The sequence below is a fragment of the Dokdonia sp. R78006 genome (genome assembly GCF_042466145.1).
GTDB lineage: Bacteria > Bacteroidota > Bacteroidia > Flavobacteriales > Flavobacteriaceae > Dokdonia.
Genome location: NZ_JAXHBU010000001.1, coordinates 2,468,325 through 2,492,734, shown reverse-complemented (window position 1 = coordinate 2,492,734; position 24,410 = coordinate 2,468,325). Strand labels below are relative to the sequence as shown.

The following is a 24,410-nucleotide window of genomic DNA, read 5'->3' as shown; positions in this document are numbered from 1 at the left end:
GTGAGCGCTTTAATGTATGTACGCTTTCGCGAAAGCGAAATCTTATAAATCCCTCTTCTTAAGTAAGGCAAGACTTGCATAAATAAATATGAATATCCATACAGATACAATGGCAATCTCGTGGAAATATACCGTGTAATCTGAAAGTACATCTGCCTGAATCTGATTTGCTGCAGACTGTACTACGTTTAATCTTGTAATAGGTTGTTCTATAAGATTACTCATAGACTCTAGCGGTAAGAACTGCGTTACATTACTGCGTAAACCTTCCATGTCATACTTCTCTTGAAAGAACAAGCACACTAATTGCACTACGCCTTCAAAGAAATACCACATCAATAAAAATCCTAATGCAAAAGCCGAACGCTTTATAAGTATCCCTAAAAAGAGACAAAATGAAAAGAATGCAACTAGCTTGATGAAAAATGCTAGTAAGTACTCCATATCAGAGAAAACGATAGATGCCTCTGTAAAATCTGAAAATGCAAAGCCTAAAATAAGACTCATTACTGCTACAAATATGGTAGACACTGCCGAAAACACAACAACTGTAAGAAACTTAGAGAGTATAAACTCCTTCTTGCTTAATCCATCTATGAGGTTTTGCTTGAGTGTTCTATTACTATATTCATTTGCCGTCATGGATACAATCACCACGGCAAGAAAGAACTTAAGTATTGCCGCAACATAGGTATTAAAATGCCAGATGTAAGGAAAATTAAATATACCCTGATCTGCCAGGCGGAACTCGGCTCCAAAAAGATTAAACTTTATAGAAGCGAGCAATGCTATTGCCGAGAGTAAAATGAAATAGCCAATTATGAGTACTCGCGACGTTTTACTGTGCTTGAGTTTATGATATTCTATGGTAAGTAGTCGTAACATCTGGTTGGTTAGTTTTTAGTTAATTCAAGGAATTGCTCTTCAAGGCTTTCTTTACGCTTCACAAGATGCGTAAGTACAATTCCTTGCTGGTGTAGTTGAGTATTTAACGTTTTCGCGTCAAGCGGATTCGTTAAGAACCCCGTGAGAAGATCATCTTTTATACTCACTTCTTCAAAGTCTGAATGACTCTCTAAGTACGTTTTCAATAGCGCAAGATTGTCAGAACGTAGCTCAAAGAATCCGTGACTTGCATTCATGGCATCTACACGTCCAGCATATAGTTTTACTCCTTTACGTAAGATCACGACATGCGTACACACTTTTTCTACCTCGTCTAGTAAGTGAGAAGCTAAGAGAATGGTAGTTCCCCCTGCTGCAATGTTTTTTATAATCTCTCTTATCTGGTGTATTCCTTGAGGATCTAAACCATTAGTAGGTTCGTCAAGAATTAAAATCTCTGGATCATTAAGCAATGCAGAAGCAATAGCAAGACGCTGTTTCATCCCAAGAGAATACGTACTGAACTTGCTGTGCATACGATCTAGCAGACCTACGATAGTAAGTTTTTCTTGAATTTTATCTGGTGAAACATCTTTAATCTTACAAACTAAAGCAAGATTTTGTGCTGCTGTCATGTATGGGTAAAAGTTAGGACGCTCTATAATTGCTCCTACTTTCTTTAAGGCATTGTGTGTAGTGTCTGTTCCGTCAAACCAGTGAAAAGTTCCTGCCGTGGGATTTACCACATTGAGAACCATTCCTAAGGTCGTAGATTTACCACTTCCGTTAGGTCCTAGAATTCCGTACACGTTTCCTTTTTCTATCGTAAACGAGAGATCATTTACCGCCTTCACATGGCCGTAATGCTTCGTGAGATTGTTAATTGTTAAAATAGTTTCCAATATCTTGGTTGTTTTTTGATTGCTAGTGTTTACAAGACGTCTGTCTCCGGTATTTGTTACAAGCCTTTAGTATCTTTACTAAAAAGCATACACCCCTATGGAGAAAAAGTTAATGTCAAAGAAGAAGCCTTCTTTCCCTGTAAATGAGAAGCTCCTTGCTTATTTAGACAATTACGGAAGGACTACTAAGGTTTCTATTTCTTATGAAGATCTTTTACGCTTTTCTGGTGGTATAACTGTTTATGACAAGGAAGATAATGACACACTATGGATACGCGTGTACTATCCCGAGTTTGAACAAAATGAAATTGAATATAATCTCAAAAGTATATATACCCAACTCCACTCTGATGGTAATGAGAATATTTTTGACTATTTAAAAATAGCCGGCATAGACTACTGCACCTTTGGAAACTCTAAGCCTTTTCGCATCAAAGTATTAAATGTGTACAATAATAACTATGTATACTTTTATGTAAAACAGGCAGATGCAAGTAGAATTTATGGGCTAGAACTAGAGCATATACTTTCTCCTAATAGGATTAATTTCTTAGTTTATAAAAACACTCTTATTGAAGAACATATTGCCGGTATTCCTGGTGACGAATTTATAAATGAGCATCTTAAGGAGTGTGATGACCTAGGGCTTGCCCAAATAGCAAAGGAGTTTGTAAAGTTTAATGAACGTTGCATGATTACGCTCTTAGGAGACATGAGATCGTATAATTTTGTAATTATACCTACACACGATTTTGATCTAGTGCGTTATAAAATACGCGCGATAGATTTTGACCAGCAGTGTTATGAAGGTAATTTTAAAGTCTACCAACCAGCAATTTTTAAAGAAAATATAAAACTTGTAAGGCTTGTTGCAAAGCGCTTAGACAACCGCTCTATCGAGCAATATCGCAATGAAGAAAGAGCTTTACTAGCAAAGCGAATCATAAATGGTAAAAAACGCCTCACAAGATTACTTAGAGTAATGGCAACTGATAATATCTCACCACGCGACCATGTCAAGCAATTGAGAGCAGATATTTATGACTTTACAAACGATATGAAATTTAGACGTGCAGCAAATATGGGAGCTATACTGAGAGCAGCCTTAGAATTTGTAAAACGTAACTATGAAGACATCAGTTTAAAGAGAATTATAAAAGATATATAACGCTTCAAAAACTAGCGACATAAAAAAAGCGTAGCACTGTGTGCTACGCTTTTTTTATATCAGAACTGGTTATTACTATTTCTGTTCTTTATTAAAGTACACTAAGTAATAGTACATCTGTTTTTCTTCATCCCATCCTTTTTCAACAAACTTCTCTGCGCTTTCTCCATTGATAAAATCTAGTTTTATCTGGATATTAGTATCAAGATTAATAACACTCTTTATCTTCTTACGCTGTGCTGTTACTGCTTTGTTGCTTATAGAAAAATCGGTAAGATCCTCTATTTTATATTTTGGAGATTGCTCTGTTTTATAGTTTCTAAACTCAGGTATTAAATCTGGATTTTCAATCACCTCATTCATAAAAGCAGACTCGTCAAAGGTATCGTTCTTTGCAAAGTGATTTACCGCACGGTTCATAAAAAGAACTTCTTCCTTCTTGTCCTCTGCAGGTAATACAACGTCTTTTGCAAAGTCTTGACAGAACTTCAAGTACTTTTTAGTGTAGAAAGTCTCATCTTCAAAAATCTCTACGCCTAAGAAGTTCTCTAGCCAGTACTTCGTATCATAGCGGTTAGAATCTACAGAGAGTACTTTATACCCCTCCTCTTCTTTATGATTAAAAATCAAACATCCTTTGTCTAGTTTGTTAAGATTAATCCCTTGCTCAAGAATCATCTCTAGATTTGTCCCGCTTTCGCGAAACTGTAAGAAATCCTGTTTAAGTTCGCTCTTAAAGATCCCTATCGCATCTGTTTTAATATTATCAATCTGCACACCATCTAAGTGTACAATGTATAACTCTCCTGGTTTGATATGCGGGTGATCACTTTGTGCATAAAGATGCTTTGCGATATCTTCAGAAAGTAAGTGTGTACCACTTGGATTATCAAATATTTTCTTGGCTAGACTAAAAAGCGTGTTAAACTCTATATCTTGCTCATGGAAGAATTTATAATAATTCTCCTCTTTCTCACGAAAAGGCTTAAAGAAAAACTCCTTAATAAGTGGTGTAAGTTCATCACTTAATGGATATGGATCTTGAGATACAAAAAGCCCTTCTGCTTTACCTTTATTTCCAATACGGTGAATGGAAAGTGATTCTATCTGGGCGCTGTATAAGTTTATCATTTGTAGGTATAGGTTGTTAATTATGAGCTTGCAATAGCAGGCTCAAGGTACTACGTAAAATTTAAAGCAAACTAGTTCCAGTTTTCATCAAAACTAAGATCGTCAAAATCGTCGATGTTATAGTCGTCATTAAACTCATCATCATCGTCGTCCTCTGCTCCTAGCTCCTGATCTTCTATCTCAAACTCTGGCGCTTGATCTGGCACTTGGCCTTGTACATACATCAAGTTAGGATACGTCATGCCATCTTCTGGCTCTGTAATTTCAGCCAGTTCTACTAGAAAACGCCACATATTTAAAAAGTCATACACATAGATAAGACGCGTCTGATGTTCTCCTAAAAGACCATCTAGCGAAGTCTCATTCATAATACGTAGCTGGCTCTCACCTTCTCCCATATCAAATTGTGCAAACTCCTCTCCTTGCATCCAGGTTTCATCACTTAAGTAAAAAGCGGCAACCTCTGCTCCATCAAATCCAAAAGACTGATTTATAGCATTATGTAAATCTTCTAAAGTATCTGTTGCTTCAATTTCAAGATCGCGAAAAACGTCTTCTTCTGTGTCTAGAATTGCTCTAAAACGGTAAATCATTGTAAAAATTTTAAGATGGTAAAGATAATTGGTTTTAAACAACTACGCAGGAGAGAGGGCTTCCCTTTTTGGGAAACTTTCTAACAATACGTAGAATTGTGCGCCAAACAATAATGACGACACTACAAGGTGTAAAGGTTGCGTACCAAATGGAAAATCTATGTAGTACATAGCAATCCCAGTTACTACCTCAAGACCTATAAAAATAAGCACCCAGTTAAGCAACTTAGTATGACCTAAAAATAAGCTTCTATTACGCCAAAAAATATAAAGATTCAATAGCGTCACAAGGATAGAAAAAGATCTATGCACATAAAACCATATAGTTGCAGGATCCAGCCACAAACTCTTAGCCTCATAGCCTACTTCGGCAACGCGCTCATCTACATATTGTCTCACTTGCGTTCCCAGTGCTATCTGCACAAGTGTGAGTAAACTTGCTATGACTATTAAGTTTTTAAAACGTGGGTCATAAATACGCTTTCGCGAAAGCGTATCCTGTACACCTTCCTTTATCTGAGATTTCCACCATAAGAATAACAATAAGGCTACAATAAATAACGCCGCTATCATGTGAATGGTAATCTTCACGGGAAGTAAATTTGAATCTACCACTTGCTTACCAAGCCACGCTTGAAAAAGCATGAGAGGTAACACCATGAACGTGGCAAAAATGAGCCATTTATTACCTTTCCAATACCAGAAAGCCAGGATAACCATGAGTAACATAGGGATTCCTGCAAGTGCAGTTACAAGCCTGTTTATATACTCTATCCACGTATGCCACACATTAAAACTAGCATAATCATGCTTCTCATACGTCTCCCAGTTTGCTTCGTTATAAGAATCTCCAGAAGTAAAATCTGTAGGAGCAATACGCAATGATTCCTCTAGTATGATTACTTGTCCATCTTCATACAGATGGTTAGGCTCCCATCGCAGCTCACTCTCCTCTGTAGGCGGCACCAGATACCCAAAACACTGCGGCCAGTCTGGACACCCCATACCACTTCCCGTCATACGTACCACTGCTCCAGCAATGATAATTAAGTATAAAAATATAATGGATATTTTAAGAAGGCGTCTGTACCACATAAGTGTTCATTTTTAAGAGGTGCAAAAATACAAAACGACCTTATTTTAAATCTCGTTTGGTGTTCAAAATAGTTGAAAATTGGGAAGATATAGTAAGAGAAACTACAATGTTAATAAACCATAAAAACTAAAGTAAAAACATAGTGATTTCAAACTCTGATAGCCTGTATATTTAAACAATAACTTAAAATTGAGCATAATAAGACTTAATGTCTTTGTTAGTTTAAATCATTATAAAATCAAAAATGAGAAAGGCCATAACTGTAATTGGAATCATTGGTTTCCTATTTTTCTTTGCGTCGTACATTCTTCCTAATCTTATAGGCGCACCACTAGCAGCCTATAATTCATATCGAGTATGGAATGAAAGCAATGAGAGTTCAAGCAAGAAAGTAAGTACACCTAGCAGAGAAAACTTACTTCGTTTTCCGGCACCTTTAGGTGTGCTATCAGACTATGAAGGTATCTTCAGTGAAGAGCAAAACTTAAGTTTAACTAAGATTTTAAATGATTACGAAAAAACTACTTCACGAGAAATTATAATTGTTACTATCGATTCAATTACACCTTATAATAATCTAAAAGATTTTTCGACAGATTTAGGGAATGAATGGCGAATCGGAAAAGCGAAATCTAACAATGGATTACTCATAGTGATGAGTAAAAACTTGAAAAAAATAAGGATTACAACAGGTTATGGAACTGAAAAAATTCTAACAGATAAAATCTGTAAAGAAATTATTGACTCCACAATCATTCCAGAATTTAGACGAGGTGACTATTACGTGGGAATAGAGAAGGGAGTACAAGCCTTACAAAGTAAGTGGTTATGAATTATCAGAAAATGAATAATTAGACTAGAAACACTTTTGATTTAAAAAAACTATTCAAATGAATTACCTTAATCTCACTAAAAATCAATTACTCACTGAAATTGACAACAAATCAAAAGCTTTAATCAATATGGGCAAACAATTAGCAGCTATAAGCTCGAAGGTTGAAGCGTTTGATATTTTTTTAATAGTAGCCCTAAATCGAACAGTTAACATTTCTAAAGGCTACACTACTTTAATGAGGGAAAATAATTTCATATCTGCAGCTCCTTTAATAAGAATAAATATTGACACTTTATTAAGAATTTACGCATCAATAATCTCAGAATATGATAGAAATACTTATGCTTCAAAAGTGATGGAAGGTGAACAAATAAATAAGATGAAATTTAATGGTACTAATCAAAAATTGAGTGACGCTTTTCTATACTCAGAACTCTCTAAAGTACAAAATATGGAATGGGTATCTAGTATTTACAAAGCAGGAAATTCATTTATACATTTAGAAAAGGCTCATTTTTACTCTTCTTATCAAATTAATAAAAATGAAAATCAAAACCTTAACTTTTCAATAGGCTTTCACGACAATAATATTCCAGATAAAGAAAAATTGGGGTCTTCAATTTGGATGAATAAAACGGTTGACTCAATAATAGAGCAGTCTCAAATTTGGATTTATGAAAAATGTAGAAAGTATGATTATGACATAAATAAGTTGAATAACTTATAAGTACTTTCTTATATAGAGAAGTACCCCACAAACGAAAAAAACCTGCTATCACTAGCAGGTTTTTTGGTACTCTATAATTTGATATTGTGATTACACGTGCAACGCTCTGTCTTCCGTAGCAGCTAGTGCTGCTTCTTTTACAGCTTCTGCATATGTAGGGTGTGCGTGGCTCATGCGTGCAATATCTTCTGCACTTGCACGGAATTCCATTGCGGTTACACCTTCAGCAATAAGATCTGCTACACGAGCTCCTACCATATGTACTCCTAGTACCTCATCTGTAGTTTTATCTGCAAGGATTTTTACAAATCCATCGGTATCACCACTTGCGCGGCTACGTCCTAATGCACGCATAGGGAACTGTCCAGACTTGTATGCTACACCAGCTTCTTTAAGTTGCTCCTCAGTTTTACCTACAGAAGCAACTTCTGGCCATGTGTACACAACACCTGGAATTAAGTTATAATCAATGTGAGGTTTTTGACCTGCCATAATTTCGGCAACAAGTGTTCCTTCTTCCTCAGCTTTGTGAGCAAGCATTGCTCCTTTAATCACATCACCTATTGCATAAATGTTTGATACATTAGTTTGCAAGTGCTCGTTTACCTCAACTTTTCCTCTCTCATCTGTCTTGATACCTACAGCATCAAGATTAAGACCATCTGTATAAGCATGACGTCCTACAGCTACAAGCACGTAGTCTGCCTTAAACTCAACTTCTTGACCTTTCTTATCTGTCGCTTTTACAGTTACCTCATCTCCATTTCTCTCTACAGCAGTAACACCATGAGAAAGAGCAAATTTCATTTTTTGCTTCTTGAAGACTTTAAGTAATTCTTTACTTTGCGCGCCATCCATAGTAGGGATGATGCGATCCATATACTCTACTACGGTTACCTCTGCGCCTAGACGCTTGTATACTTGACCAAGTTCAAGACCTATTACTCCTCCACCTATTACAACTAAGTGCTTAGGTACTTCTGGAAGTTTTAACGCCTCTGTAGAAGTAATGATACGCTCTTTATCTAATGTGATAAAAGGTAATGTACTAGGCTTAGAACCTGTGGCAATAATGGTGTTTTTTGCCTCAATAGTTTCGTTCTTTTCACCAGCAATATTGATGTGCGTAGCATCTTTAAAAGATCCTACACCTTGATAAACGTCTATGTTATTTTTACCCATCAAGAACTCGATACCCTTTGTAGTAGTATCTACAACGCCTTGCTTACGCGAGATCATTTTCTCAAGATTAAGGCTTACTTCGCCTACATCTATTCCGTGATCTTCAAAATGTTTTATGGCGTCTTCGTAGTGGTGAGAAGAGTCTAAAAGTGCCTTAGAAGGAATACAACCTACGTTTAAGCAAGTTCCTCCTAGTGTACTATATTTTTCTATAATTGCAGTTTTCATTCCTAGTTGTGCACAGCGTATTGCTGCAACATATCCTCCAGGACCAGAGCCTATAATGGCTACATCGTATGAACTCATAATTTATTTTTAAAAGTTATTCAAAGATACAAATATGAGCAGTAGTTTAAAACATAAACAAGACTCCTTTTTTTGTATAAACTCATCATAACGACAAGTATTAATTTTCCATAAAAAAAGCCCTCTAGTGAGGGCTTTCCTGTTTTCGCGAAAGCGAAAAAGTACAACTTACATTGCTCCCCATTCTTTAAGAGAGTCCATGTTCATTTTTACATAATCTTGATTCTTTGCTTCCTTTGCTCCTTCTAGAGATGCTTGTGCAGCTTTGATAGCACCTTTCTTGTTACCTACTTTTGCAAGTAATAAAGACTGCTGGCGTAGTTGCCAGAATTTTGGCTCCTTAGTCATAGACATTGCTTTCTCCATGTACGTATTTGCCTTTTCTAGAGATTGACCAGTGCTTGAAAGATATACTGCTGCAGCATAATAATCATTTACTCCTGGTCCAGCCATGATTTTATCAATCTGAGCCATTACCGTCTCGTTTGCTGGTACATTAAAAGGTACTGCAACAAACGTTTTATCCCACTGCATTGTTAAGTGTGCACCCTCGTTAGTAATGTGGTTGATTCCCATAGTAAATGACTCTGCAACCATGTTACTCATTTGTACTTTTGCTGTAAACGTAGCTGCTACTTTACTATCATCCCAAGTAGCTGGAGTTCCCCAGTTGCTTGTATCATTATAAAAATAAACTTCCCATGCATCTTGCGTAGGCTTAGTAAATACAGCATAAGAACCTGCTTTAAGTTCCTTCCCTCCTACGGTTACTGGAGTAGAAAAACTTACCGTAGTATTTGCATTTGCTCCCGTACGCCACATTGCACCATAAGGCACTAGATCTCCCATAATGGTACGTCCTTTCATTGCTGGGCGTGAGTATTCTAATGTAACATCTGTAAGACCTACTACTTGCATCACTTTGGCCGCTGGGCTAGGTGCTGGAGTGTCAATTTGTGCAGTAACGCCCGCAGTCATAAGACCTAAGAAAGCTACAAAAAGTAATTTTTTCATTGTTGTTGTTTTTTTAGTTAATGTGATTTTTAACGCTTTCGCGAAAAAGTCTCTCACAAAAATAAGGCGTTATAAAGGGGTAAGTGTTAACAAAATCTTAATATCAGCGCATTCTCTTAAATGGCTTAAAACCGTTTCTTTCCATATATGTATTTAGTGTGTGCCGCTACTCTTGATGCTTCTGTCTGCTTTACTCTTTAAATAAGGTACTCATATAATAATGCGTCAAAATGATATATTATTTTAATTTAATTTTTGTTTAACCTTTTAGTACTTGTAATTAAACATTTTGATTGTATTTTTAAACTCTCAATAAAGCGACTATGAAAATCTATCAAATACATACCAAGCAAAATGTTCCCATCACGGTGGAGGAAGCTTGGAATTTCTTATCAAACGCTCGTAACCTAGGTACCATCACGCCATCGTATATGAACTTTAATATCTTATCTGGTGCAGATAGACCTGTGTATGCAGGACAGCTTATACAATATACGGTGACTCCTATTTCTAACATTAAAATGAAATGGGTGACAGAAATTATAAGTGTAAAGGAAGGAGAGTACTTTGTAGATGAGCAAAAATATGGTCCATATGCATTATGGCACCACAAGCACTTTATCAAAGCAATACCGGGTGGTGTAGAGATGGAAGATATTGTAGACTATGCAGTACCCGCAGGATTCTTAGGTAGACTAGCACATCCCTATCTAGTACAACCTAAGCTTGATGAGATTTTTGAATATAGAAAGAAAGCCCTTGAAGAAAAATTTGGAGTTTATAAAGCTCCCACAGAAACAACAACAACTTTAAAACAAGATATAATCGCATAACTGCATCACCACAATAACATATAACACTATGGGCAAAAACATACTATTAATAGGAGGAAGTCACGGGATTGGTTTTGAAATAGCCAGCAAACTGCACCACGATCACACAGTATACGTAGCATCGCGTACTAATGAAAATCTTGGAAATCTTGATGTAAATTACATCGAGTATGACACAGAAAAAGACGAACTAGATTTGAGCCAGCTGCCGGATCATATCGATGGTTTTGTATTCTGCCCAGGGACTATCAACCTTAAGCCTTTTAAAATGCTAGGTGTGGATACTTTTAGAGAAGACCTAGAGATTAACTTTTTGAGCATGATTAAAGTGGTGCATCAGGTTATGGAACATTTAAAGAAGTCTGAGCAAGCGAGTCTAGTATTCTTCAGTACCGTAGCGGTTAAGGTAGGTATGCCTTTCCACACGAGTGTAGCCGCTGCAAAAGGCGCTATTGAAGGTTTTGCAAAAGCACTAGCAGCCGAGTATGCTCCTAAGCTTAGAGTAAACGTGATTGCTCCATCGCTTACAGATACTCCTCTTGCCAAAAGATTATTGAGCAATGACAAGAAAAAAGAAATGATGGACGCTCGTCACCCGCTTAAACGCGTAGGTACTAGCCAAGACATTGCAAACATCGCAGCCTTTTTATTAGGCGATGAGAGCTCTTGGATCACTGGGCAAGTGATAGGCGTGGATGGAGGAATGAGTACGCTTAACGTAAATTAAACCCCTACATTTATTAATTATGGGTAGTACGCTTTCGCAAGAGCGTGCAACTCATTATCACAAGGCTCAAAGATGCGATTAGTATCTTTGAGCTTTCTTATGCAACAACTATGAGCAGTAATAAAGTAAATATTTTTTGGTTTCGTCGTGATTTACGATTAGATGATAATGTAGGATTTCTTGAAGCACTAAAAGGTGACTTCCCGGTGCTACCTATCTTTATATTTGACAAAGAAATTCTTGACAAATTACCAAAAGATGATGCTCGTGTTACGTTCATTTTTGAAACGCTACAAAAAATGCGCAGCACCTTGCAAGATGAGCATGGTAGTTCGCTAGCCATGTATTACGATACGCCAGAAAAGGTATTTACACAGCTCAGTAAAGATTATGAGATTGCTACGGTTTTTACAAATCGCGATTATGAGCCGTATGCAAAGGAAAGAGATGAGGCGATTACATCATTGCTAGAAGAAAATGATATTGAATTCAAAACCTTTAAAGATCAAGTGATTTTTGAAAAAGACGAGGTGGTTAAAGGCGATGGCGATCCATACGTAGTCTACACACCGTTTAAGAACAAATGGAAAGAACGCTTTGATGCTGTTAAAGATCTTACCATACACTACACTTCCCAACATCTCAACAATCTTATAGAACACAGTCGCCTGCCTAATCTAAGTTTATCAGACATGGGGTTTGAAAAATCATCTATTGAGGTTCCTGAGTATGACGTCACTCCTACTCTTATCCAGAATTATGAAGATACACGCAACTTTCCTGCACAAGATGGCACCTCACATTTAGGGCCGCACTTGCGTTTTGGGACGATGAGTGTGCGTAAAATGATGAAAAAAGCCATCGCAGAAACTAATGAGATTTTCTGGAGCGAACTCATATGGAGGGAGTTTTTTATGCAAATTCTGTATCACTTCCCACATACAAAGGATAAAGCCTTCAGATCAAAATATGACCGTATAGACTGGCGTAATAACGAAGAAGAATTTGAGAAGTGGAAAAATGGCGAGACTGGTTATCTACTAGTAGATGCAGGTATGCGCGAGCTAAACACTACGGGATACATGCACAATAGAGTGCGTATGCTGGTGGCGAGCTTTTTATGTAAGCACTTACTTATTGACTGGAGGTGGGGAGAAACTTATTTTGCCGAAAAACTACTGGATTACGACATGAGTTCAAACGTAGGAAACTGGCAATGGGCAGCAGGTTCTGGTGTGGATGCAGCACCTTACTTCCGCATATTTAATCCTATGACGCAGGTGGATAAATTTGACAAGCAAAAAGAATACATCTCAAAGTGGATTCCAGAGCATGACACAGATAAGTATCCTGAGAAAATGGTAGATCATAAAGAAGCTAGAGAGCGTTGTTTAAAGACGTATAAGGAGGCGGTGGCTTAGTATGCTTTCGCGAAAGCGTAACGACACAAACAGCAAATTTCAAAAAACCTTACAAAAAGAATATAGGTTTAACAACGCTGCTAAAATTTTCATAAAGAACACATAATTACTTTTGACGCGTCTCGTACTTACTAGAGATTTGTTTCAAAAATTATTATGAAAACAACAACCATAGCAAATATACTCACGATTATAACCATACTAGCCATCGGTTATTTTGCATTACCAAAACTGATAAGCCTTGAGCAAAGCGTTAAAGGTTTTTCTAATTTTAATGAGGTAATAGGAATCCCAAACAACATCGCGCGATACGTGACGGGGTTTGTAGAGTTAATAACGGCTATACTACTTATTCTCTCGCTTACGCTTACAAGAAAAAGAGAGGTTACTCATATTTTAGGATATTTACTACTAACGGGAACAATGCTAGGTGGACTACTCACAGAATATTTAATACGTCCCGAGCCTAAAATGATGCTCGTATATATTGCCATAGCTTTGCTTATAATTGCTGTGTACCAACTTCTTAATACCTACACACTTAAAACCGAAAACCATGACTAATTCACTAAATAAAGTAATACTCATCACAGGTTCGTCAAAAGGTATAGGCAGCGCGACAGCAAAACTACTTGCAGCACATGGCGCAAAAGTGGTCATTAATTATGCATCAAGCGACAAAGAGGCTTCTAAAACATTAGAAACTATCAAAGAGAACGGCGGTGATGCGATTGCTATAAAAGCAGATGTAAGTAATCCAGAAGATGTACAGGTGTTATTTGATAAAACCATTGCTCATTACGGCAAAGTAGATGTGCTTATCAACTGTGCAGGTATCATGAAAAACAAGCCTTTTCAACTTATTGAGCAAGATGATTTTACATCACAATTTGATGTAAATGTGAGAGGTGTATTTAACACAATGCAACGCGCATACCACGACCTTTCTGACAACGGAACTATCCTTAATTTTTCATCCAGTACTACAAAAATGATGCTTCCTAGCTACGCTATTTACTCAGCAACCAAAGCAGCTGTTGAGCAAATGACGCGAGTGGTAAGTCAAGAGATAGGACGCGGAATTTCTGTAAACTGTATTGCTCCTGGCCCAACAGAAACCGATTTATTTCTAGAAGGCAAATCTGCCGACTTTATAGAGCAACTTAAAAGTAAATCCCCATTTAACAGACTTGCACAACCAGAAGATATTGCAAAAGCGGTTCTCTTTATGGTAAGCGATGACTCAAAATGGGTGTCTAGCCAAGTGCTATACACAAATGGTGGTATCGTATAGCATTCTTTTCGCTTTCGCGAAAATGTGCTTGTTGCAAACACCTTTTTGAACGCTACGCTCTCTATGCCAATTCATTGTATATTTTGATCGAATAAACGAGACTAGACGTTGAAGAGAATCAGGAATTCCTTTAGCTATTAGGAATTGTATTTCTTTTATATCATGGGCTATTGTACATAAATTTGAGAAAAATATCAAAAATATGAAAGTACACGTTTTTTTAGGAGAGTTTAAAACTAGAAAAGACGCGACATCTTATACTGAATCATATTGGGAACCTGAACCTGATGAATCTGTATCTGATAGAGATTACGAAATATGGGAAAATAGTAATCCAAAATGGAAAATGAAATCTGATTTAAACTGTTATTTGGATGGAGATTTTATTGAAACAATTACTGAGGGTAACAAATTTGAATATCTATATGGAGTGATACAAAACCCAGAAAGCATAAAACATTTAAAAACAGAACTAGACAAGAAAGTACTTGTTTTAATATTTGAAAAGGGAATAAATAGTCAAAAATCTAAATTAAAATCAACTGAGATTTTAGAATATATAGGAGTTTTTGAAAGTACTTTGAAATAAAACATCCGTTAGACTAAATATCCGTACTCCAACCCTGCTAGAGCTAAGCTAATTTCAAACTTTAAATAATTTAGGTTTACCCTTATAACAAGTAATGGCTTCCTTAAAAGGATTAAACATAACTGCAAATAATTCTAGCATGTTACCGTAACCTTCTTTCATTATTCTTTCGCGAAAGCCTACTTTTCATATATTAGTAGCTAACAATCAACCATGCTAGCATCCATACTCGCCTTCTGGAAGTCCTTATCATACACTACTAGATTCTCTATTATAGCTTTTGTAGCAATACTTCCTATGGGACTCTTTAGTATGGGAATTCTAGGTGCATTGCTCTATTATCCCGTTTCATTCTTTTTTACCTCCTATCCTACTCTCAATGACTGGACAGGCGATTGGGTATGGCCAGCAACTATAGGTGTTGGGATGTTTTGGTCTTTTGGCTTTATCTGGGCTGGACTTGCTTGGCACTTTCTACGCAGCAAACTACATTCTGTACATATTCTGAGAGTGATATACACTCTTATATGTTGGGCGTGGGCTGCAGTATTATGGTATGGAGTGATAAACACTAACCTGTCGTAACGATATCATTTTCTGGAGTTTTGATTTTGTGTATCTTAGAAGCTACCAACCAAAATGTTAGACTTTAATGAAAAAATTGACACTCCTCTACGTTTTGAGTATGATCACGCTAAGCGTCTCTGCTCAAAAACTATCAAAAAACAAACAAGCAGTAATTGCCTCTGTTGAAAAACATGAAAAAGAACTCATCCGCATTTCTGATGAAATATGGTCTATCGCCGAGACTGCTTTTGAAGAAACCCAGTCGGCTGAAATTCTAGCCAGTTATGCTGAGAAAAATGGATTTAAAGTAGATCGTGGCGTTGCAGGAATGCCTACAGCTTTTGTTGCTACGTATGGATCTGGAAGCCCTGTAATTAGTGTTTTGGGAGAGTTTGATGCACTGCCAGGACTTTCTCAAAAGACAGAGCCAACAAAGAATCCGCTTAACGAAGGCGAGCCTGGTCATGGCTGTGGTCATAATATGTTTGGCGCAGCGAGTTTAGGTGCTGCCATTGCCATAAAAGAACAAATAGAAGCCGGAAAAATCAAAGGAACCGTAAAATTTATGGGAACACCATCTGAAGAAAAGTTCTTTGGGAAAATATGGATGGTGCGTGAAGGTCTTTGGGATGATGTAGATGTAAATATTTCTTGGCATCCAGCAGCAGAAATGAAAGCAGATGTACAAAGCTCTCTTGCGCTTGTAGATTTTAAAATAGAATTCTTTGGTCAAGCAGCACATGCAAGTGCAGATCCATGGAATGGACGCTCTGCCTCTGATGCACTTGAAATTTATACAACAGGTGTAAACTATTATCGTGAGCACGTAAAACCTACCGTACGAATGCACTACCACATACAAGATGGTGGTCAAGTAGTAAATGTAGTACCAGATTACTCGCGTCTCTGGATGCGCGTGCGCGACACAGAACGCAAAGGTATGATGCCCGTGTATGAACGCTTACAAGAAATGGTAGAAGGCGCAGCCATCCTTGCCGATGTAGATTATAAAGTGTCTCTTATTTCTGGGATTTATGAAGTACTCGTCAATAGAACTGGTGGAGCAGTAATGCAAAACAATCTTGAGCTTCTAGGGCCTATAAATTATACGCCAGAAGAAATTGCCTTTGGTAAAAAAATTCAAGAAGTAACTGGAAAGCCTCAAGTAGGAATGGATAGTGCTATCAAACCACTTGAAGCGACTAGAGAAAATCCAGGTGGCGGTAGTACAGACGTAGGTGATGTGAGCTGGAATGTTGCAAACATTAACCTTGGCGTTACCACTGCTCCTAAGGATACACCGTGGCACTCATGGGCTGTCGTTGCTTGTGGCGGGATGTCTATTGGTCACAAAGGAATGACATATGCCAGTAAAGCAATGAGTATGACGATGCTTGATCTTTTTGAAGATCCTACGCTTGTAAAAGAAGTCAAAGCAGAATATAAAGAACGTAAAGGCGATGCCGTGTACGAAGCGATTGTACCAGCAGGGCCACCTCCAGTAAACCAAGGGAAATAATGATGGCTAACAAATTATTTACAAACGCAGTAGCTATTGTAGTTACTGCGTTATGCTTTTACTCTTGTGTAGAAAAAACAAGAACAACACCCACTAATCTAGACTCAGCGTCAGGATTTCAAGTTGCGATAGATCATTATGCCATAAATGTTGCAGATTTAGATCAAAGTGTCGCTTTTTATCAAGAGGTCTTTGGTTTGAAGGAAATTAAGGATGGTACAGAGCAGCCGCATATAAGATGGTTTAGACTAGGATCATCGCAAGAATTACATATCATTGAAGTAGATAGCCTTGATAAGAAAATACCTAAAGGAGTTCACATTGCACTTGCTGTAGGTGATTTTGACCGCTTTCGCGAAAGCATAGAAAAAAGAAACCTCAACTACTATGACTGGCCAGGAAGTGCTAGCCAAATTTCAACACGTCCTGATAAGGTACGCCAACTCTACTTCCAAGATCCAGATGGATATTGGGTGGAAGTAAATGACGGTAATCAGTTTAATCTTTAAAAACCACATCATGTCTAAAACCGAAACCATGAAAGAAAATGCCATCGCTTTTTACAAAATGGCATATGAGGGAAATCCGCGAGAGGCGGTTTCTTTATACGTAGGTGATGAATATATACAGCACAATCCCGACGTCGAAAATGGAACCGAAGGATTCATTTCCTACTTTGAAAGAATGCAGGCTGAGTATCCAGAAAAGTCAATTAACTTTGTACGCGCCATTGCCGAGGGTGACCTTGTTTCCTTACACACGCATCAAATATGGCCAGACGATGATCAATACATCACGATGGACTTTTTTAGATTTGACACCAACGGAAAAATCGTAGAACACTGGGATGCTATCCAGCAAATTCCAAAAACATCTGCAAACCCAAATACGATGTATTAAAATCAGGTCTTAAGTCGCTCGTTGCCTAGAGTGACTTAAGACTTTATTAAATCTATTTCCTTAAGATTTTCAATACGGTTTCTTTTTAAGAAATCGTCAATGCTTTCAAAGTGTTCAATAACTCGCTTCTCCTTAAATTCGAATACCTTTTTAGATAGTCCTTGTAAAAAATCACGATCGTGAGAAACAAGGATAAGTGTTCCATCAAAGGTTTGTAGTGCTTCTTTTAAAACATCTTTAGACTTAATATCTAGGTGGTTTGTAGGCTCATCCAGTATTAATAAGTTTACTGGATCAAGAAGCAACTTCACCATTGCTAGTCGTGTTTTTTCTCCTCCAGAAAGTACACTTACCTTTTTATCTAGATTATCTCCAGAAAACATAAAGCGACCTAATATATTTTTAATCTGCGTGCGCATATCGCCTTTGGCAACCTCATCTACCGTTTGGAAAACGGTAAGATCTGGATCTAATAAAGCAGCCTGATTTTGGGCGAAATAACCCACTTTTACGTTATGTCCTAGTTCGCAAGCACCTTCTACCTCGATTTCGCCAAGAATGGCTTTAATCATCGTCGATTTTCCCTCGCCATTTCTACCTACAAAGCTCACTTTTTCGCCTCGAGCGATATCCATATTTGCACTACTAAAGACCGTATGATTGTCATACTTCTTAGTAAGATCTTTCACTTTTACAGGAAAATCTCCAGACCTAGGCGCCGGTGGAAATCTCAATGCTAGTGCCGAGTTATCTACCTCATCAATCTCAATGATGGTAAGCTTTTCTAGCATACGCTCACGAGAAGAGACTTGATTTGTTTTACTATATGTTCCTTTAAAACGATCTATAAAGGCTTGGTTATCTGCAATAAACTTTTGCTGCTCTTGGTAGGCTTTGATTTGATGCGTACGACGATCTGCACGTAGCTCAAGATAGTGCGAGTAATTTGCTTTGTAATCGTAAATGCGTCCCATCGTCACCTCTATCGTACGATTTGTAATATTATCAATAAACGCCTTATCGTGAGAGATCACAACCACTGCCTTTGCCTTATTCAACAAGAAATCCTCTAACCATATCACAGACTCAATATCTACGTGGTTTGTAGGCTCATCCAGTAAGATAAGATCTGGTTTTTGTAGTAAGATTTTGGCTAGCTCAATACGCATGCGCCATCCTCCAGAAAATTCGCTAGTAGGTCTTGTAAAATCTTCGCGTTTAAAACCAAGACCTTTTAATGCTTTTTCAACTTCCTCTTCATAATTTACCTCCTCAATCGCATAAAACTTCTCGCCAAGATCTGTCACCTTAGTGATGATGTCCATATATTCCTTAGACTCATAATCTGTGCGAGTTTCAAGCTCCTTGTTAAGACGAGCCATCTCCTCCTTCATTGTAAAAACAGTAGAAAACGCCTTAGAAGCCTCCTCCATTACCGTACAATCATCATCTGTAAGTAAGTGCTGTGGTAAATATGCTATGACTGCATCCTTTGGAGTTCGAACATTACCGCGAGTAGGTTTTAGCGCTCCTGCGATAATTTTCATCATGGTAGACTTACCAGCTCCGTTTTTACCCATGAGGGCAATTTTATCATTCTCATTAATAGAGAAAGAAACATCTGCAAAAAGTGTGTCTCCGCTAAACTCAACGGCAAGGTTATCTACTGCAATCATAATATAAATTTAAGATTGCAAAAATACTATATTAAGTGGTGCTGTGTGAAGATTAGTACGCTTTCGCGAAAGCGTAATTTTTAAATATAAATCTAAGCGAAAAGATGAAAAATTAGCATACTATTCTTCTGCTAGTTCAAACGTGAGAGGTAGCATTGCTCCTACCTTACGTGCTGCCATCGCACCTCCTGTATACAATACATCAACAGGACTGTGATTTCCGAATGAATCAATAAAAAATGAAGCTGTAGCTTCAAGTTTTGATTGCTCGTCTTGGTTATAAAGAATCTGGATATCTTCTTCAAGAAGGGTTACTTCATGCCCTTTATCTATAGCAATTATTTTAAAAGGCGCATACGGAGCAGTCTCATAACTGCCTAGAAAAACTCTATACTTTTCTTCTACTAATTTATGATCGCGTAGCGCTCTTAAAAAGTGAAGTAGTGAGCCCTTATATTCTGCAGTTCTATTTTTTAAAATCTTACGTCTCGTTTTTTCTTTAATATTTTCAAAAAACACAGTACCCACAAAATAGGACTTGCTCGCCATATTAAATCCGTTGAGACTTTTCTCATAAGTAACCTCAAAGTCCATGAGATCATAAGATACGAGATACCCTAAGTTTTTATTTCTAATCCTAATAGGCACATTGCTGTCTGCATATAGCATTCCGTTAGTAGCACTATATCTCAACCGGATATCTTTCTCATTAAGAATCTTGACATCCTTTGTATTTAATACAGAACCTATAAAGTGCTTTTTAAAAGCCCTCATTTTACGTTCTCTTGACCATGTATCATCATCTAATATTACCTCATCTAGTGAATCGATACTTTCCTTGAGGTAAAGCGTTCCTAAAGAGCCTAGTTGATTGTGGGGGATAATAAGCGTCTCAAAACCTAAAACACTTATAATAAGTTCGGTTTGTATCGCATTATCTCTAGTGATTTTGAAATCTCCTTGCGCATTAGATATAGCGCCAATTGTGGTATTATTAAAATAGACAGAGGCATTCTCGATGGCAAGACCGTCTTGTGTAGCTAGTAGTGTTCCTGTAATTACATCTTGAGCGTGTATTGTTATCGCAAAAAGAAAAAAGACAATACAACTAGCTACTTTCATAAGATATAAATTACGACAACATATTATTTTTTAAGAGTAAATTTATTGATCTAAACCACTTGCTGCATCTTCGTCCATAAACCAATGAAGTTCTCCAGAGAGTGGTGAAACAAGACTTGCTGGATAATCTCTAAAATCTTCTTCTTGATTAATGATAGTGACTACCTTTTCTTCTTTTGAAGCTCCAGTAACTAAAAAAGCTACGGCTTGCGCATTATTGATGATATCGCCCGTAATACTCACGCGTTGTTGTCCAGATTCTGGATGTGTAGCGACTTCGCACCAGTTTGATGAGTCCCACAACTCTATCTCATGAGGAAATATAGATGCAGTGTGACCATCATCTCCCATACCTAATATGACTAAATCAAATTGAGGCACCTCATTTTCTGAAGCGAGCGTACTTTCTAAAACCTCTGCATAGCGTATAGCTTCTGCTTCTGGATTATTTTCGCCAAGGATGCGATGTATATTTTCCGCAGGGATATTAATTTTTGAAAACAGATGATCGACTGTCATTTTGTAATTGCTTTGCTCATCTGTAGGAGCAACACAACGCTCATCTCCCCAGTAAAACTGAAACTTAGACCAGTCTGTATCTTTATGCTTCTCTGCAAGTAGGTCAAAAACAATCTTAGGAGTGCTTCCTCCAGATAGTGCTACAGTAAAACGTTCTTTACCGCTTGCAGCTTCCATTAAATAAGTAGCAAAATCTTGAGCTACTTCTTGCTTTGTTTTTGATATATGTAGTGTCATTGTTTTCTATTCTATAACTGCAACTGCAGAAGCTAGTTAATATGGGTAAAACTCAATATTGTTATTCTATCACACAGTATCCTGGATCATCTGCTAGATGTGCTCCTGGATTACGCCAGCCGCCACGACCTTCTATAAGATCATCTGCAAATTCTGGTCCCCAGACTCCTGCTGCATAACCATACATCTTTACATCACGACTTGTCCAATATTCAAGTATAGGATCTGTAAATCTCCATGCTGCTTCTACCTCGTCTGCACGAGAATATAAAGTAGCATCACCTTGCATTGCATCAAGCAATAGACGTTCGTAAGCCTCCATAATATCTGTATCACCTAAGCTAGAGTAGTAAAAATCAAGATTACCACGTTCTACCTTAAACCCTTGTCCTGGAACTTTCACACCAAACTTTACTAAGATACCCTCATCAGGTTGAATACGTATGATGAGTTTATTATCCTTATTAATGTCTGAGTTTTTAAAGATCTGGTGGTGCGGTGACTTGAAGTGTATCACAACTTCTGTAACCTTAGTAGGCATACGTTTTGCCGTACGCACATAAAAAGGAACATCTGCCCAGCGCCAGTTGTCTACAAAAAACTTAACCGCAGCATAGGTTTCTGTAATACTATCTGGGTCTACATCTTCTTCCTCGCGATAGCTATTTACACGCTCGCCATCTATCTCACTGCTTAAATATTGCCCGCGTATGGTATTTTTATCAAGCACCTCTGGGTCTGTCATTAATCGCAATGACTTGAGTGCTTTTAATTTTTCGTTACGTATTTCTTCTGGATCTGCACTTAATGGCGGTTCCATTACTATTAATGCAACAAGCTGTAATAAGTGACTTTGAAACATATCTCGCAATGCTCCAGACTTATCATAATAACCACCACGAGACTCTACGCCTCCACTCTCTGCATTTGTGATCTCAACGTGGTCTATGTAATCACGATTCCATAAAGGTTCAAAAATGCTATTTGCAAATCGAGTGACAAGTATGTTTTGAACAGTCTCTTTACCTAAGTAATGGTCTATTCTATAAATCTGCGATTCTTTAAAATATCTGTGTAATCCCTCGTTAAGTGACTTTGCAGTCTCAAGACTGTAGCCAAAAGGTTTTTCTACTATAAGTCGTTTCCAACCTAGACGCTCATCATTAAGTCCTTTTGCTGTAAGATTCTTTGCAATGGCTTCAAATAAACTAGGCGGTGTAGATAAATAAAAGATGATATTATTATCACACTGGTATGTCGTGTTGATATCTTGTATGCGCTCATTAAGCTCACGGTAATCTACATCATATTTTTTATGGAGATCTTCATAAAATAACTTCTCAGAAAATGCGGCTATAAACTCCTCACTATCGTCTAGATATTTGCTTTCTAGCGCTACGCGTTTTCTAAACTCCTCATCGGTCATAAAACTACGCGCCACACCAAGCACAGCAAAATGCTTAGGTAGGTGTTTATCTTTATATAATTTATATAGAGCAGGAACTAATTTTCGAGCAGTGAGGTCACCCGAGGCGCCAAAAATGACTAATAACTGATTCTCTGTCTTGCGCATATGAATAACTTATTTAAGGTGCTTCAAAAGTATTGAAACTTTCGTCCATTCCCAACCGACTTACCTACCACTTACTCACAAAAACAATTATTTTTCCACTATTTTTGAAGAGCAATGCCCACTGATAATTTTGAGCTGCTTTTCTGAGCATATTTGTGGGGAATGAAACTTTACTTATGAAAAATTCTTACGATTTTGGCTTGGTTGGACTGGGCGTAATGGGACGCAACTTTATATTAAATGTAGCCGATAATGGCTTTAGCGCGATGGGCAATGACCTTGACCCAGAAAAAGTGCAAGCACTTATAGAAGAAGGCGGTGACCCAAAACGCGTAGATGCGACGGTAGATGTATCCGCTTTCGCGAAAGCGTTATCATCCCCACGTAAAATCATGCTACTAGTACCCGCAGGTAAAGTAGTAGACATCGTCATAGAAAGTTTACTACCACACTTAGATAAAGGAGATATCATCATAGACGGAGGAAACTCTTTCTTTACCGATACCGACCGAAGAGAAGCTTACTTATCTGAAAAAGGAATTCACTTTTTTGGAGCAGGAGTTTCTGGAGGAGCAAAAGGCGCACGTATAGGACCTAGTATCATGCCCGGAGGATCAAAGCCAGGATATGCAGCGGTTCAACCCATCTTTGAAGCAGTATCTGCCAAATATAATGGAGAACCTTGTGTTGCTTACTTAGGACCTAAATCTGCTGGAAACTATGTAAAAATGGTGCACAATGGTATTGAATACGGACTCATGCAACTCACTTCTGAGATATACGACGTGCTTAAAAAGGCAGGAAACTTATCTAATCAAGAACTTCACGAAACCTATAAATCATGGAATGAAGGACGTTTACAGTCTTTCTTAGTGGAAATTACATCAGAAATTTTTGCCGAAAAGGACACTCTTACTAGTGGTGACCTTGTAGACCAGATTCTTGATAAAGCAAAACAGAAAGGCACAGGAAAATGGACTTCGCAAAATGCGATGGATCTTGGTATTCCCGTACCCTCTATTGATATTGCTGTGAGTATGAGAGAAATCTCTGCACTTAAAGATGAGCGCACCATTGCAGATTCTCTATACGATCGCCCAGAAGTGGCAGCGATGGATAAAGCAAAGCTGACTAAGCTTACAGAAGAAGCGCTTTACTTCTCTTACATTATTACTTATGCTCAAGGTTTGCATCAGCTAGCAGACGCATCTAAGGAATATGGATATGACCTCGATATTGCAGTAATTGCAAAAATATGGAGAGCTGGATGTATCATAAGAGCAAAGCTCCTTGCAGATATCACAGATGCATTTACAGAAGATACAGAGCTACCTAATCTATTGTTATCTCCATCGTTTATTAAAAAAATACAAAGCACTGTGGACTCGGCTAGAGAACTTGTTGCTTATGGAGCTGTTAATGGAATCCCGCTTCCTGGAGTATCAAACTCGTTAACGTATTTTGACGCATATACTTCTACGAGATTACCACTTAATCTTATCCAGGCACAACGAGATTATTTTGGATCTCACACCTACGAAAGATTAGACCGCGAGGGAATCTTCCACACAGAATGGGAGAAATAAGAACGCAA

Annotated in this window: 25 protein-coding genes; 14 read left to right on the top strand and 11 right to left on the bottom strand. The window is 37.7% G+C overall.

Going from position 1 to position 24,410, the window contains the following annotated elements:
• Positions 1–42: 42 nt before the first annotated feature.
• A complete protein-coding gene (locus tag SJY37_RS11125; RefSeq protein WP_298324263.1) occupies positions 43–885 on the bottom strand; it encodes an ABC transporter permease in 843 nt (280 codons plus the stop codon).
• 8 nt (positions 886–893) lie between these two features.
• Positions 894–1,787, bottom strand: a complete 894-nt coding sequence (locus SJY37_RS11120; RefSeq protein WP_298324261.1) for an ABC transporter ATP-binding protein — start codon at positions 1,785–1,787, stop codon at positions 894–896.
• A 97-nt stretch (positions 1,788–1,884) separates the two neighbouring features.
• Between SJY37_RS11120 and SJY37_RS11115 the strand changes: the two genes are divergently transcribed.
• The gene (locus tag SJY37_RS11115) at positions 1,885–2,955 is read left to right on the top strand and encodes a hypothetical protein (RefSeq protein WP_298324259.1); all 1,071 of its coding nucleotides are present in this window, start codon (positions 1,885–1,887) and stop codon (positions 2,953–2,955) included.
• Positions 2,956–3,030: 75 nt separating this feature from the next.
• On the opposite strand, the gene SJY37_RS11110 is transcribed toward SJY37_RS11115, so the two are convergent.
• The 3 genes from SJY37_RS11110 to SJY37_RS11100 form a co-directional block, all read right to left on the bottom strand.
• The gene (locus SJY37_RS11110; RefSeq protein ID WP_298324257.1) at positions 3,031–4,086 is read right to left on the bottom strand and encodes a nucleoid-associated protein; all 1,056 of its coding nucleotides are present in this window, start codon (positions 4,084–4,086) and stop codon (positions 3,031–3,033) included.
• A 71-nt stretch (positions 4,087–4,157) separates the two neighbouring features.
• On the bottom strand, positions 4,158–4,679 hold the full coding sequence (locus tag SJY37_RS11105) for a hypothetical protein (protein ID WP_298324255.1): 522 nt from the start codon (positions 4,677–4,679) through the stop codon (positions 4,158–4,160).
• A gap of 42 nt (positions 4,680–4,721) precedes the next feature.
• Positions 4,722–5,774: a heme A synthase gene (locus SJY37_RS11100; protein WP_298324253.1), complete on the bottom strand. Its 1,053-nt coding sequence runs from the start codon at positions 5,772–5,774 to the stop codon at positions 4,722–4,724.
• 245 nt (positions 5,775–6,019) lie between these two features.
• On the opposite strand from SJY37_RS11100, the gene SJY37_RS11095 reads away from it, so the two are divergent.
• Together SJY37_RS11095 and SJY37_RS11090 are read left to right on the top strand one after the other, a co-directional pair.
• The gene (locus SJY37_RS11095; protein WP_298324251.1) at positions 6,020–6,607 is read left to right on the top strand and encodes a YgcG family protein; all 588 of its coding nucleotides are present in this window, start codon (positions 6,020–6,022) and stop codon (positions 6,605–6,607) included.
• A 58-nt stretch (positions 6,608–6,665) separates the two neighbouring features.
• Positions 6,666–7,337 (top strand): hypothetical protein, encoded by a 672-nt coding sequence (locus SJY37_RS11090; RefSeq protein WP_298324249.1) that lies wholly within the window; start codon positions 6,666–6,668, stop codon positions 7,335–7,337.
• 90 nt (positions 7,338–7,427) lie between these two features.
• Here the strand turns inward: SJY37_RS11090 and lpdA are convergent, their stop codons facing one another.
• Both lpdA and SJY37_RS11080 read right to left on the bottom strand, forming a co-directional pair.
• On the bottom strand, positions 7,428–8,825 hold the full coding sequence (gene lpdA, locus SJY37_RS11085) for a dihydrolipoyl dehydrogenase (protein WP_144783724.1): 1,398 nt from the start codon (positions 8,823–8,825) through the stop codon (positions 7,428–7,430).
• A gap of 168 nt (positions 8,826–8,993) precedes the next feature.
• Positions 8,994–9,839, bottom strand: coding sequence for a DUF2911 domain-containing protein (locus tag SJY37_RS11080; protein ID WP_298324245.1), 846 nt, complete (start codon positions 9,837–9,839; stop codon positions 8,994–8,996).
• Between the two features lie 323 nt (positions 9,840–10,162).
• Between SJY37_RS11080 and SJY37_RS11075 the strand changes: the two genes are divergently transcribed.
• The 10 genes from SJY37_RS11075 (at position 10,163) to SJY37_RS11030 (ending at position 17,689) form a co-directional block, all read left to right on the top strand.
• Entirely contained in the window at positions 10,163–10,672 is a 510-nt protein-coding gene (locus SJY37_RS11075; RefSeq protein WP_298324243.1) for an SRPBCC family protein, read from the top strand.
• Between the two features lie 28 nt (positions 10,673–10,700).
• On the top strand, positions 10,701–11,399 hold the full coding sequence (locus tag SJY37_RS11070; protein WP_379953067.1) for an SDR family NAD(P)-dependent oxidoreductase: 699 nt from the start codon (positions 10,701–10,703) through the stop codon (positions 11,397–11,399).
• Positions 11,400–11,509: 110 nt separating this feature from the next.
• Complete coding sequence (locus SJY37_RS11065; RefSeq protein ID WP_298324239.1) at positions 11,510–12,820, top strand: deoxyribodipyrimidine photo-lyase; 1,311 nt, start codon at positions 11,510–11,512, stop codon at positions 12,818–12,820.
• A gap of 156 nt (positions 12,821–12,976) precedes the next feature.
• Positions 12,977–13,384 carry a DoxX family protein gene (locus tag SJY37_RS11060; protein WP_298324237.1) on the top strand — a complete coding sequence of 136 codons (408 nt, stop codon included), beginning with the start codon at positions 12,977–12,979 and terminating at the stop codon, positions 13,382–13,384.
• Positions 13,377–14,114 carry an SDR family oxidoreductase gene (locus SJY37_RS11055; protein ID WP_298324234.1) on the top strand — a complete coding sequence of 246 codons (738 nt, stop codon included), beginning with the start codon at positions 13,377–13,379 and terminating at the stop codon, positions 14,112–14,114. Before SJY37_RS11060 ends, SJY37_RS11055 begins: the two co-directional genes overlap by 8 nt.
• 202 nt (positions 14,115–14,316) lie before the next feature.
• The gene (locus SJY37_RS11050; RefSeq protein WP_298324231.1) at positions 14,317–14,703 is read left to right on the top strand and encodes a hypothetical protein; all 387 of its coding nucleotides are present in this window, start codon (positions 14,317–14,319) and stop codon (positions 14,701–14,703) included.
• Between the two features lie 213 nt (positions 14,704–14,916).
• Positions 14,917–15,288, top strand: a complete 372-nt coding sequence (locus SJY37_RS11045; RefSeq protein ID WP_298324228.1) for a hypothetical protein — start codon at positions 14,917–14,919, stop codon at positions 15,286–15,288.
• Between the two features lie 67 nt (positions 15,289–15,355).
• Positions 15,356–16,789 (top strand): amidohydrolase, encoded by a 1,434-nt coding sequence (locus SJY37_RS11040; protein ID WP_298324225.1) that lies wholly within the window; start codon positions 15,356–15,358, stop codon positions 16,787–16,789.
• Entirely contained in the window at positions 16,789–17,298 is a 510-nt protein-coding gene (locus SJY37_RS11035; RefSeq protein ID WP_298324223.1) for a VOC family protein, read from the top strand. The genes SJY37_RS11040 and SJY37_RS11035 overlap by 1 nt, the downstream gene beginning before the upstream one ends.
• 10 nt (positions 17,299–17,308) lie before the next feature.
• Positions 17,309–17,689, top strand: a complete 381-nt coding sequence (locus tag SJY37_RS11030) for a nuclear transport factor 2 family protein (protein WP_298324220.1) — start codon at positions 17,309–17,311, stop codon at positions 17,687–17,689.
• 35 nt (positions 17,690–17,724) lie between these two features.
• Here the strand turns inward: SJY37_RS11030 and SJY37_RS11025 are convergent, their stop codons facing one another.
• The 4 genes from SJY37_RS11025 to zwf all read right to left on the bottom strand — a co-directional run bounded on the left by SJY37_RS11025 (position 17,725) and on the right by zwf (position 22,816).
• The gene (locus SJY37_RS11025) at positions 17,725–19,365 is read right to left on the bottom strand and encodes an ABC-F family ATP-binding cassette domain-containing protein (protein WP_298324217.1); all 1,641 of its coding nucleotides are present in this window, start codon (positions 19,363–19,365) and stop codon (positions 17,725–17,727) included.
• Between the two features lie 120 nt (positions 19,366–19,485).
• Positions 19,486–20,487, bottom strand: a complete 1,002-nt coding sequence (locus tag SJY37_RS11020; RefSeq protein ID WP_298324213.1) for a carboxypeptidase-like regulatory domain-containing protein — start codon at positions 20,485–20,487, stop codon at positions 19,486–19,488.
• A 42-nt stretch (positions 20,488–20,529) separates the two neighbouring features.
• A complete protein-coding gene (gene pgl, locus SJY37_RS11015; RefSeq protein ID WP_298324210.1) occupies positions 20,530–21,243 on the bottom strand; it encodes a 6-phosphogluconolactonase in 714 nt (237 codons plus the stop codon).
• Between the two features lie 61 nt (positions 21,244–21,304).
• Positions 21,305–22,816 (bottom strand): glucose-6-phosphate dehydrogenase, encoded by a 1,512-nt coding sequence (gene zwf, locus SJY37_RS11010; protein ID WP_144783694.1) that lies wholly within the window; start codon positions 22,814–22,816, stop codon positions 21,305–21,307.
• Between the two features lie 176 nt (positions 22,817–22,992).
• On the opposite strand from zwf, the gene gndA reads away from it, so the two are divergent.
• A complete protein-coding gene (gndA, locus tag SJY37_RS11005) occupies positions 22,993–24,402 on the top strand; it encodes an NADP-dependent phosphogluconate dehydrogenase (RefSeq protein ID WP_298324205.1) in 1,410 nt (469 codons plus the stop codon).
• Positions 24,403–24,410 lie beyond the last annotated feature (8 nt).

Coding starts and splice junctions, on each gene's coding strand:
- SJY37_RS11125 (WP_298324263.1), bottom strand. CDS start 885: ATGTTACGACTACTTACCATAGAATATCATAAACTCAAGCACAGTAAA.
- SJY37_RS11115 (WP_298324259.1), top strand. CDS start 1,885: ATGGAGAAAAAGTTAATGTCAAAGAAGAAGCCTTCTTTCCCTGTAAAT.
- SJY37_RS11110 (WP_298324257.1), bottom strand. CDS start 4,086: ATGATAAACTTATACAGCGCCCAGATAGAATCACTTTCCATTCACCGT.
- SJY37_RS11105 (WP_298324255.1), bottom strand. CDS start 4,679: ATGATTTACCGTTTTAGAGCAATTCTAGACACAGAAGAAGACGTTTTT.
- SJY37_RS11100 (WP_298324253.1), bottom strand. CDS start 5,774: ATGTGGTACAGACGCCTTCTTAAAATATCCATTATATTTTTATACTTA.
- SJY37_RS11095 (WP_298324251.1), top strand. CDS start 6,020: ATGAGAAAGGCCATAACTGTAATTGGAATCATTGGTTTCCTATTTTTC.
- SJY37_RS11090 (WP_298324249.1), top strand. CDS start 6,666: ATGAATTACCTTAATCTCACTAAAAATCAATTACTCACTGAAATTGAC.
- lpdA (WP_144783724.1), bottom strand. CDS start 8,825: ATGAGTTCATACGATGTAGCCATTATAGGCTCTGGTCCTGGAGGATAT.
- SJY37_RS11080 (WP_298324245.1), bottom strand. CDS start 9,839: ATGAAAAAATTACTTTTTGTAGCTTTCTTAGGTCTTATGACTGCGGGC.
- SJY37_RS11075 (WP_298324243.1), top strand. CDS start 10,163: ATGAAAATCTATCAAATACATACCAAGCAAAATGTTCCCATCACGGTG.
- SJY37_RS11070 (WP_379953067.1), top strand. CDS start 10,701: ATGGGCAAAAACATACTATTAATAGGAGGAAGTCACGGGATTGGTTTT.
- SJY37_RS11065 (WP_298324239.1), top strand. CDS start 11,510: ATGAGCAGTAATAAAGTAAATATTTTTTGGTTTCGTCGTGATTTACGA.
- SJY37_RS11060 (WP_298324237.1), top strand. CDS start 12,977: ATGAAAACAACAACCATAGCAAATATACTCACGATTATAACCATACTA.
- SJY37_RS11055 (WP_298324234.1), top strand. CDS start 13,377: ATGACTAATTCACTAAATAAAGTAATACTCATCACAGGTTCGTCAAAA.
- SJY37_RS11050 (WP_298324231.1), top strand. CDS start 14,317: ATGAAAGTACACGTTTTTTTAGGAGAGTTTAAAACTAGAAAAGACGCG.
- SJY37_RS11045 (WP_298324228.1), top strand. CDS start 14,917: ATGCTAGCATCCATACTCGCCTTCTGGAAGTCCTTATCATACACTACT.
- SJY37_RS11040 (WP_298324225.1), top strand. CDS start 15,356: ATGAAAAAATTGACACTCCTCTACGTTTTGAGTATGATCACGCTAAGC.
- SJY37_RS11035 (WP_298324223.1), top strand. CDS start 16,789: ATGATGGCTAACAAATTATTTACAAACGCAGTAGCTATTGTAGTTACT.
- SJY37_RS11030 (WP_298324220.1), top strand. CDS start 17,309: ATGTCTAAAACCGAAACCATGAAAGAAAATGCCATCGCTTTTTACAAA.
- SJY37_RS11025 (WP_298324217.1), bottom strand. CDS start 19,365: ATGATTGCAGTAGATAACCTTGCCGTTGAGTTTAGCGGAGACACACTT.
- SJY37_RS11020 (WP_298324213.1), bottom strand. CDS start 20,487: ATGAAAGTAGCTAGTTGTATTGTCTTTTTTCTTTTTGCGATAACAATA.
- pgl (WP_298324210.1), bottom strand. CDS start 21,243: ATGACACTACATATATCAAAAACAAAGCAAGAAGTAGCTCAAGATTTT.
- zwf (WP_144783694.1), bottom strand. CDS start 22,816: ATGCGCAAGACAGAGAATCAGTTATTAGTCATTTTTGGCGCCTCGGGT.
- gndA (WP_298324205.1), top strand. CDS start 22,993: ATGAAAAATTCTTACGATTTTGGCTTGGTTGGACTGGGCGTAATGGGA.